The organism is Kitasatospora sp. NPDC087861 (assembly GCF_044742585.1).
Lineage (GTDB): Bacteria > Actinomycetota > Actinomycetes > Streptomycetales > Streptomycetaceae > Kitasatospora.
Genome location: NZ_JBIUUS010000022.1, coordinates 145,898 through 154,493 on the forward strand (window position 1 = coordinate 145,898; position 8,596 = coordinate 154,493).

The window sequence follows — 8,596 nt, forward strand, 5'->3', positions numbered from 1 at the left end:
AGCAGGGCGGACACCCCCGAGAGCGACGCAGAGCCCGGAACGGCCGGCCGACCGATCGACCGGCCGGATATCCGGAGCGCGGGCACACAGTTTTCACACGGCGGCCACCACGGCACCCGCGCCCGGCCCCGACACTCCGTCAACCCGCCCCAAACCTGGATGCTTCGGACACGTACAATCAACCATCAGATGACATTGTGTCCGGAGCGTGTGTGAGCACGGTCCAGGCGGCGAACGCACTTTCACTCCAATCACACGGTATGACTAGTATCGCCTCGTCAAAGCCCGTGCCCCGGACGGCCCGCCCCGATCAGGCCGGCCGCCATTCCCAAGGAGTCTGTTCTGCGCGCGCGTGCGAATCGGCGGCCCCCGACGCCGAAGGCCCCCCGCAGGCGTCCGCGCCTGTCACTGCGGACGGCGCTGCTCGTCCTCGCCGTCGTCCCCAGCATCGCCCTCGCCGTACTGTGGGCGGTCACCAGCGGCGAAACCGTCTTCGACTTCCAGCGCCAGGCCGCACAGGGCATGCTCGCCCAGAAGGCCGGCCAGCCGTCCAACATCGTCTACTACAACCTCCAGGAGGAGCGCCGGCTCAGCGCCGAGGCGCTCGCCCGGCCCGGTGCCAACGCCGACCAGCTGCGCCGCCAGCGGCAGCAGACCGACGACGCGGTGCGCCAGTTCCAGGCCCTCTCCGGCGAGACCGCCGACAACGCTCCCGACGACGTCCGCACCGCCGTCGCCGAGGCCCGCCAGGCGATGGGCAAGCTGGCCGAACAGCGCGCCGCCGTCGACCACGGCTCGATCGACCAGCAGTCCCTCTACGCGTACTACACCGACCTGATCGCCGTCGACCTGCGGCTGTTCACCGCGCTCAGCCACGTCGACACCGGCGAGGTCACCTGGGTCTCCAAGACCCTGGTGAACGCCTTCTGGGCCAAGGAGATGCTCGCCCGCGAGGACGCCATCCTGGCCCGCGGCTGGTCCACCGGGCGGCTCACCGTCAGCGACTACCAGCAGGTCCAGCAGGCCATCGGGGCGCAGGAGCACCTGTTCACCGTCCAGGTCGTCCCGTACATCCCGGACGGCGAGGCCGCCGCCTGGCACGACCTGATGAACAGCCCCGCCTGGCAGGCCAAGGCCGCCGTCGAGCAGTCGCTCACCAAGCCCACCGCCGCCGAGGCCAACGGCACCGTCAAGCTCCCCGCCGCGCAGGACCAGTGGCGCCAGGCCCTCGACCAGCTCAACCCGCCGCTGGTCAAGGCCATCGAGACCCGCACCAGCGGCATCGTCGACGTCGGCAAGGGCGCCATCCTCTCGCTGCTCACCAAGGTCGTCCTGACCACCGTCGTCGGCCTGATCACGGTCGTCGCGGTGATCATCGCCTCCTGGCGGCTCAGCCGCTCGCTGCGCCGGCGCATCAAGGAACTGCAGACCCAGGCCGAGGAGATGGAGCGCACCCTCCCCGAGGTCGTCGAGCGCCTCGGCCGCGGCGAGCAGGTCGACGTCGAGGCCGACAGCCGCAGCATCACCGCCGGCCCGAACGGCAACGGCACCGACGAGATCGCCCGCCTCGGCCAGGCCCTCAACCTGGCCCGCGCCTCCGCCGTGGAGGCCGCCGTCAAGCAGGCCGAGCAGCACCGCGGCTTCGAGCGCCTGCTCCAGCGCATCGCCCGCCGCACCCAGCTGCTGATCGGCCGCCAGCTGCGCAAGCTCGACGAGCTGGAGCGCAAGCACGAGGACCCGGAGGTGCTGGAGGGCCTGTTCGACCTCGACCACCTCACCGCCCGCCTGCGCCGCTACGAGGAGAACCTCGTCATCATGGCCGGCGGCCAGCCCCAGCGGCGCTGGCGCAAGCCCGTCCCGCTGCTGGACGTGCTGCGCGCCGCGCAGGGCGAGGTGCAGGACTACCGCCGGATCATGATCGACGTCGAGGGCCACCCGTGGCTGTCCGAACGCGCCGTCGGCCCGGTCGCACACGTGCTCGCCGAGCTGATGGAGAACGCGACCACCTTCTCCAAGCCGCCCACCCCGGTCGAGGTCCGGGCCGCCATGGTCGGCCGCGGGCTCGCCGTCGAGATCGAGGACCGCGGCCTCGGCATGGACCCCGAGCAGTACGACGCGGCCAACGAACTGATGAGCCGCCCGCCCCGCACCGACGTGCTGGCCCGGGCGGACGACATCCGCCTCGGCTTCTTCGTCGTCGCCCGGCTGGCCGCGCACAGCGGGCTGAAGGTCGAGTTCCGGCCGTCCGCCTTCGGCGGCACCCGGGTGGTCGTCCTGGTCCCGGACGAGCTCGTCATCGACGGCGACGCCGGGCTGCCCGACGCCGTCCCCGCCGAACCGATCCCGCTCGTGCGGCGCTCCCGCAAGGCGCTGCTCACCGCCTCCAACGAGGCGCCGGAGCCGGAGCCGGCGGCGCCGCCGGTCGCGCCGGTGGACTCCTTCCCCGACTCCTTCCCGCCCGCGGACCCCTTCACGGCGGTGGAGGCGTTCGGGCCGGCGGAGGCCTTCGGGCAGGTCCAGCAGGTGGCGCAGCCCGCGTACATCGAGCCGCTCGGACAGCCCGGGCCGGACCCGCTGGCCGGGCCGGACCCGCTGCCCGGAACCGATCCGCTGCTCGGGCAGCTGCCGCAGGACCGGCAGGCCGAACCCGTCCAGGCCTTCGGGCACGTCGAGTACGTCCCGCCCATGCCCGCGCCCGTGCCCGAGCCCGCGCCGTTCCCCGTCGGGTACGCCGAGCAGCCGATCGAGCACAGCTCCCCGGCCCCCGACGCCCCGGCCGACCAGGCGCCCTCGCACGACGCGCCCGCCTACCCGGACATCGCCTACGCCCGGGTCACCGACGCCGAGGCCCCGTACGCCGACGAGCAGTACCGCCCGGCCGACCACTACCGGCTGGCCGAACGGCGCCGGCGCCGCGAGTACGCCTCCGCGGTGCCGCTCAGCCCCGCCGAGAACGAACAGCCTCCGCTGCCGCAGCGCGTCCGGCAGGCCAGCCTGGCCGCCGAACTGCGCGTCCCGCCGCCGCCCCGGCAGCCGTGGGCCGACCCCGCCGGCGGGCACCGCGCCGACACCGACCCCCTGGCCACCAGGCCCACCGCCGCCGCCGGAGCCACCCCCCAGGCCACCGGACCGGCCGGCGGCCCGTTCCAGCGCCCGACGAAGCGCTCCGGCGCGACCATCGGCGCCTTCCAGCGCCAGTCCCGCGCCGCCCGCGCCCAGGACAGCGGTGAACACCCGCTGCCCCCGGGCCTGACCGCCCCGCCGGCTCCCCCCACCGCCCCCGCCGGCTCCCCGACGCCCGCGCCCGACCCGTCCCCCTGGGCCCTGCCGGCCGCGGACCCCCGAACCACACGAACGGATGACCAGTCATGAACCGCACGATCGCCACCCACCAGGACCTGGACTGGCTGCTGGACGGACTCGTCGACTCGGTGCCCGAGACCAGGAACGCCGTCCTGCTCTCCGATGACGGCCTGGTCGTCAGCCACTCCCGCACCATCGAACGGGCCGACGCCGAGCGCCTCGCCGCCATCGCCACCGGCCAGCAGAGCCTCGCCCGCGGCGTCGGCCAGCTCTTCGACGGCGGGGCGGTCCACCAGGTGATCGTCGAACTGGCCGAGTGCTGGCTGTTCATCATCGCCGCCGCCCAGGGCACCCACCTGGCCGTCGTCGCCTCCCAGGAGGTCGACGCCGAGGTCATGGCGGTCGCGATGCACACCCTGGTGCAGCAGGTCGGCCAGAAGATGACCACCCCGGTGCGCGGCGAGACCGGCTCCGCCTCCCCCGCCGGCTTCGACGCCTTCGCCGCCCGGAACCGGGGCTGACGCCGGTGGGCCCGTACGGGAACGGGGGCTGGCAGCGCGGCGACACTCCGCACTGGAGCGAACTGCCGGACGAGGACGTGGAGGACGACGCGGGCGTCATGGTGCGCCCGTACACCATCACCCGCGGCCGCACCGCCCCCGAACGCGACGACCTCACCCTGATCACCGTGCTCACCACCGTCGAGGACGAGGCCGACCGGGCCCTGGCGCGGGGCAGCCGCGCCGGTGCCCGCGGCCTCCAGCCCGAGCACCGGATGATCCTCGACCGCTGCCGGCGCCCGGCAGCCGTCGCCGAGGTGTCGGCCGGCCTGGACCTCCCGGTCTCGGTCACCAAGATCCTGTTGGGCGACCTGGTCGCCCAGGGCCTGCTGCGGGCCCGGGCGCCGCTCTCGGTGGCCCGGGCCGCCGGAGGCGTGGACCTCGGCCTGCTCACGGCCGTTCGCGAAGGACTCCGGAGACTCTGAACCATGGCAACACCCCACCCCAGCAGTGCCGTCGACGCCGCCACGCCCACCGCGCCGGCCGCCGTCAAGATCCTCATCGCGGGCGGCTTCGGCGTCGGCAAGACCACCCTCGTCGGCTCGGTCAGCGAGGTCACCCCGCTGCGCACCGAGGAGTACCTGACCCGGGCCAGCGTCGGCGTGGACGACCTGTCCGGCGTCGACCAGAAGGACACCACCACCGTCGCCCTCGACTTCGGCCGGATCACCGTCAGCCCGGACCTCGTCGTCTACCTGTTCGGCACCCCCGGGCAGGAGCGCTTCTGGTTCATGTGGAACGACCTCGTCAACGGCGCCCTCGGCGGCATCGTCATCGCCGACACCCGGCGGCTCGACACCAGCTTCGCCTCCATCGACTTCTTCGAGAGCCGGGGCATCCCCTTCGTCGTCGCCATCAACTGCTTCCACAGCCACAACACCCGCACCCCCGACGAGATCCGGGCCGCACTCGACCTCGACCCGCAGGTGCCGATGCTGCTCGGCGACGTCCGCGAACGCGCCTTCGGACGCGACCTGCTGCTCGCGCTGGTCGACCACCTGATGGACCTCGCCGCCGCCCCCGTCGGCTGACCCGCACCCCGATCCCTGGAGCACCCCGCATGACCCCTCCCCTGCGCGTCCTGATCCACGGCGGCGGCATCGGCGGCCTCACCCTCGCCACCGCCCTCGCCCGGCGCGGCCACCACATCGACGTCGCCGAGCTCCGCGACCAGCCGGAGGCACTCGGCGTCGGCATCATCCAGCCCTCCAACGCCCTGCACGTGATGCGCGAGATCGGCGCCCTGGACGCCTGCCTCGCCGCCGGTTTCGCGTGGGAGGTGCTGACCATCTGCGACCCGACCGGCGCCGTCCTCGCCAAGATCCCGCAGCCCCGCATGGGCGACGCCCCCGCCAACAACGGCATCCCCCGCCCCGCCCTCGCCCGGATCCTGGCCACCGCCGCCACCGGGGCCGGCGCGAACCTGCGCTTCGGCACCACCATCGCCGAACTCGCCGAGGACGCCGACGGCGTCGACGCCGCGCTCACCGACGGGCACGGCGGCCGCTACGACCTCGTCGTCGGCTTCGACGGCATCGGCTCGCCGCTGCGCAAGCGCCGCTACGGCGAGAAGTACCCGCCCGAGTACACCGGCTTCGCCAACTGGCGCGTCACGCTGCCGCGTTCGCCCGAGGTCCGGGGCGTGGTGATGTCCACCGGCAACCTCCAGGCCAAGGCGCTGCTCACCCCGATCAGCGACGACCTGATGTACCTGGGCTCGGTGTTCGCCGAGGCCGAGGACTTCCGGCCCGACCCCGAGCACGCCCACGAGCAGCTCGCCGAACGCCTGGCCGGCTTCGGCGGCCCGATCGCCGAGGCCCTCGCCCAGGTCACCGACCCGGCCGCGGTGGTCTACTCGCGGATATCCCAGGTGAGCGTCGAGGAGCCCTGGCACGTCGGCCGGATCGCGCTCGCCGGCGACGCCGCCCACGCCTCCACCCCGCACCTCGCCCAGGGCGCCGCGATGGCCGTCGAGGACGCGCTCGTCCTCGCCCTGAGCCTGGACGCCGCCGACACCGTCCCCGCCGCGCTCGCCGCCTGGGAGGAGCGCCGCCGCCCCCGCGCCCTGTGGGTCCAAGCCCTCTCCCGGGCCGTCCTCAAGCAGGAGACCGGCACGCCCACCACCCCGGAGGAGGACGAGCTGCTCAAGGTCGGCATCCCCGGCGCCGCCCACGTCCTGGTCCAGCCGTACTAGGGTCTCGCCGATCGGACTTCTGCGTTCCCCCCGGTCAACGGCCTGCTTCCGACCCTGCCAGCCGGTGCGCGCGGGGTCGACGGCTCCGATCCGTCACCTTCGTGCCAGGCGGGGTACGGGCGGGCCGGGGGCGGCTGCCGTCAGGAGGCCGGTACGGCGAGCCTTCGGGCGCTCAGCCGATCTCGCCGCCGATCTCGCCGCTGATCTGACCGCGACGCTCCCACACCGCCGCCGAGACCCGGGCCAGCAGCCGGGCCGCCGGGTCCGTACGGTCCTCGCCCGAGGCCAGCGGGCCGGTGTAGCAGACGGCGATCAGGTACGGCGGGCAGTCCTCCGGGTGCACCAGGCCCACACTGTGCCGGGCGCCCGGCACCCAGCCGTTCTTGAAGGCGATCCGGGTGCCCGGCGGCAGCCCCGCCGCCAGGTCCACCCGGAACGCGTTGCGCTCCAGCAGCGCCAGCAACTCCGGCTCCCCGCCCAGGGAGTGCAGCAGCCGCACCAGATCCCGCGCGCTCACCCGGTTGTGGACGCCCGCGTCGCGCGCCGCGTAGTCCTCGATCCCGCGCGGGCTCGCGCTGCGCGTCGCCCCGGCCCGCAGCCATGCCTCGGCCACCGTCGCCCGGTCGATCTGCGCCAGGCACAGGTTGGTGGCCAGGTTGGAGGAGTGCGTGATCATCCGCTCGGCCAGCAGCCGCAGCGGCGCCGCCGTGCCGACCAGCTCCCAGGGCAGCGGATCGCTGTCCCACGCCGGGTCGTTGCCGAACTCCCCGCCCACGACCGACGCGAAGCGGTTCACCACCGGCACCTCGGCGTCCAGCTCCACCCCGCTGCGGTACAGCGCCGCCAGCACCGCCACCTTCATCGTGCTCGCCGCATCGTGCAGCTCGTCCGGCTCCCGCACGAACACCGGCTCCGCCTCGCCCGCCCAGGGGGCCACCACCACAGACAGCATGGCCGAAGCCTAGGGCGTCGCAGGGTCGTTCGTCAGCGGTTCCTTCCGTGCCCTGCCGCCCAGCAGGGCGAGGAAGGACGAGCCGGGCCGGGCGGATCAGAGCATCACTCAGAATCGCTCCACCCCCGGCCTGAAGGCCGGAGCACTGCCATTAGCTCTAGGGCCTGTGTGATGTCGTGATCAATATTGCGGTTTCGTGCTTGCCCGAAAGCGGGATCTGAGGTTCCCCCGAGGTGCGGAAGGTTGCCGGACATGACCTGATGGGTCGTGAGAAGGGAGCCTCTGCCATGGCTGCACCGATGAAGTATCCGCCCGAGTTGCGGCAGCGAGCCGTTGCCGCGTACCGGGCCGCCGACCCGAAGCCGGTGATCCGGCAGATGGCCCGGGACCTGGGCGTGCACCACGAGGCCCTGCGCAACTGGATCCGCCAGGACGAGACCGACCGCGGCGAGCGCGACGACCGGCTGACCACAGCCGAGAAGGAGGAACTGGCCGCTCTGCGCAAGGAGAACGCCGAACTCCGCCGGTCCTGCGAGATCCTCAAGGCCGCCTCGGCTTTTTTCGCCCAGGAGCTCGACCCGACCCGGCGACGGTACTGAAGCTCATCGACGAGCACCAGGACCGCTTCGGGGCCGAGCCCGTCCTCCGGGAACTGCACATCCCCGCCTCCACCTACTACCGCTGGCGCCGCGACGTCCACGCGCCGTGCGAGCGCAAGCGCCAGGACACCGAACTGACCGAGCAGATCCGCCGCGTCCACTCGGACTCGGATGCCACCTACGGCTCCCCGCGCGTCCACGCCGTCCTGCGGCGCGAGGGTGTGCACGTCGGCCGTAAAAGGGTCGAGCGCCTGATGCGCGAGGCCGGACTTCAGGGCGTCAGCCCGCGCCGGCCCCGCTCCTTCACCCGCCGCGACCCGGCGGCAGACCTCGCCCCGGACCTGGTCCAGCGCGACTTCACCGCGACCGCACCCAACCGGCTCTGGGTCGCGGACATCTCGCTGGTCCCAACCGATGAGGGACCGTGGTGGCCGGCCACGATCCGCGACGCGTTCTCCCGCCGGATCGTGGGCTGGCACACCTCCGAGCGAGCGGACGCCGACCTGGTCCTCACGGCGCTGGAGTACGCCCTCCACGGCCGCCCGGTGGAGCCGGGCCAGCTGATTCATCACAGCGACCACGGCTGTCAAACCGGGTTCAAGGGGTCGTTGCAACACCGCTGGCTTGGGGCGAGAGTAGCTGATCGTCGAGTGCCTCTGCGGGAGTCCTCCAGCCGAGTGTCTTCCGCGGCCGGGTGTTGAGTGCCCCAGCGATGGCTGCGAGGTCGCGAGCGGTCCAGCGGGCAAGGTCTGTGCCCTTCGGGAAGTATTGCCGCAGCAGCCCGTTCGTGTTCTCGTTCGTGCCGCGCTGCCAGGGGCTGTGCGGGTCGGCGAAGTAGACGGCCATGCCGGTGTCGGCCTTCAGCTGGGCGTGCTGGGCGAGCTCCTTCCCCCGGTCCCAGGTCAGTGATCGTCGCAACTGCTTTGGGATGTTTGCCATTTGGACCGTGAGAGCCTTACGCATCGCCTCGGCGCCGTATCCGGCCAGC

Annotated in this window: 9 protein-coding genes; 7 read left to right on the forward strand and 2 right to left on the reverse strand. The window is 73.1% G+C overall.

Translation table 11 applies throughout. The annotated features are described in order from the left end of the window. Positions 1 to 522: 522 nt before the first annotated feature. The 5 genes from ACIOJE_RS28600 to ACIOJE_RS28620 are packed head-to-tail and all read left to right on the forward strand — an operon-like array spanning position 523 to position 6,057. On the forward strand, positions 523 to 3,372 hold the full coding sequence (locus ACIOJE_RS28600; protein WP_400779943.1) for a nitrate- and nitrite sensing domain-containing protein: 2,850 nt from the start codon (positions 523 to 525) through the stop codon (positions 3,370 to 3,372). Beyond that, on the forward strand, positions 3,369 to 3,824 hold the full coding sequence (locus ACIOJE_RS28605; RefSeq protein WP_280680872.1) for a roadblock/LC7 domain-containing protein: 456 nt from the start codon (positions 3,369 to 3,371) through the stop codon (positions 3,822 to 3,824). The genes ACIOJE_RS28600 and ACIOJE_RS28605 overlap by 4 nt, the downstream gene beginning before the upstream one ends. A gap of 5 nt (positions 3,825 to 3,829) precedes the next feature. Beyond that, on the forward strand, positions 3,830 to 4,288 hold the full coding sequence (locus tag ACIOJE_RS28610) for a DUF742 domain-containing protein (protein WP_400779946.1): 459 nt from the start codon (positions 3,830 to 3,832) through the stop codon (positions 4,286 to 4,288). 3 nt (positions 4,289 to 4,291) lie between these two features. Next, entirely contained in the window at positions 4,292 to 4,894 is a 603-nt protein-coding gene (locus tag ACIOJE_RS28615) for an ATP/GTP-binding protein (protein WP_280680870.1), read from the forward strand. Between the two features lie 29 nt (positions 4,895 to 4,923). Further along, positions 4,924 to 6,057 carry an FAD-dependent monooxygenase gene (locus tag ACIOJE_RS28620; RefSeq protein ID WP_400779948.1) on the forward strand — a complete coding sequence of 378 codons (1,134 nt, stop codon included), beginning with the start codon at positions 4,924 to 4,926 and terminating at the stop codon, positions 6,055 to 6,057. A gap of 172 nt (positions 6,058 to 6,229) precedes the next feature. Here the strand turns inward: ACIOJE_RS28620 and ACIOJE_RS28625 are convergent, their stop codons facing one another. Next, entirely contained in the window at positions 6,230 to 7,009 is a 780-nt protein-coding gene (locus tag ACIOJE_RS28625; RefSeq protein WP_280680863.1) for a class A beta-lactamase-related serine hydrolase, read from the reverse strand. A 287-nt stretch (positions 7,010 to 7,296) separates the two neighbouring features. Here ACIOJE_RS28625 and ACIOJE_RS28630 point away from each other — a divergent pair, with 287 nt between their 5' ends. Then, positions 7,297 to 7,608: a transposase gene (locus ACIOJE_RS28630; protein ID WP_400779951.1), complete on the forward strand. Its 312-nt coding sequence runs from the start codon at positions 7,297 to 7,299 to the stop codon at positions 7,606 to 7,608. A gap of 5 nt (positions 7,609 to 7,613) precedes the next feature. Next, on the forward strand, positions 7,614 to 8,309 hold the full coding sequence (locus ACIOJE_RS28635) for an IS3 family transposase (RefSeq protein WP_400779968.1): 696 nt from the start codon (positions 7,614 to 7,616) through the stop codon (positions 8,307 to 8,309). On the opposite strand, the gene ACIOJE_RS28640 is transcribed toward ACIOJE_RS28635, so the two are convergent. Further along, positions 8,206 to 8,596, reverse strand: a 391-nt coding sequence (locus ACIOJE_RS28640) for an IS30 family transposase (RefSeq protein WP_400779953.1), incomplete at its 5' end; no start/stop codon positions are given. The genes ACIOJE_RS28635 and ACIOJE_RS28640 overlap by 104 nt on opposite strands.

Excerpts from the sequence above, each read along its gene's own strand:
- ACIOJE_RS28625 (WP_280680863.1), bottom strand. The coding sequence starts at position 7,009 with ATGCTGTCTGTGGTGGTGGCCCCCTGGGCGGGCGAGGCGGAGCCGGTG.
- ACIOJE_RS28600 (WP_400779943.1), top strand. The coding sequence starts at position 523 with ATGCTCGCCCAGAAGGCCGGCCAGCCGTCCAACATCGTCTACTACAAC.
- ACIOJE_RS28605 (WP_280680872.1), top strand. The coding sequence starts at position 3,369 with ATGAACCGCACGATCGCCACCCACCAGGACCTGGACTGGCTGCTGGAC.
- ACIOJE_RS28620 (WP_400779948.1), top strand. The coding sequence starts at position 4,924 with ATGACCCCTCCCCTGCGCGTCCTGATCCACGGCGGCGGCATCGGCGGC.
- ACIOJE_RS28630 (WP_400779951.1), top strand. The coding sequence starts at position 7,297 with ATGGCTGCACCGATGAAGTATCCGCCCGAGTTGCGGCAGCGAGCCGTT.
- ACIOJE_RS28615 (WP_280680870.1), top strand. The coding sequence starts at position 4,292 with ATGGCAACACCCCACCCCAGCAGTGCCGTCGACGCCGCCACGCCCACC.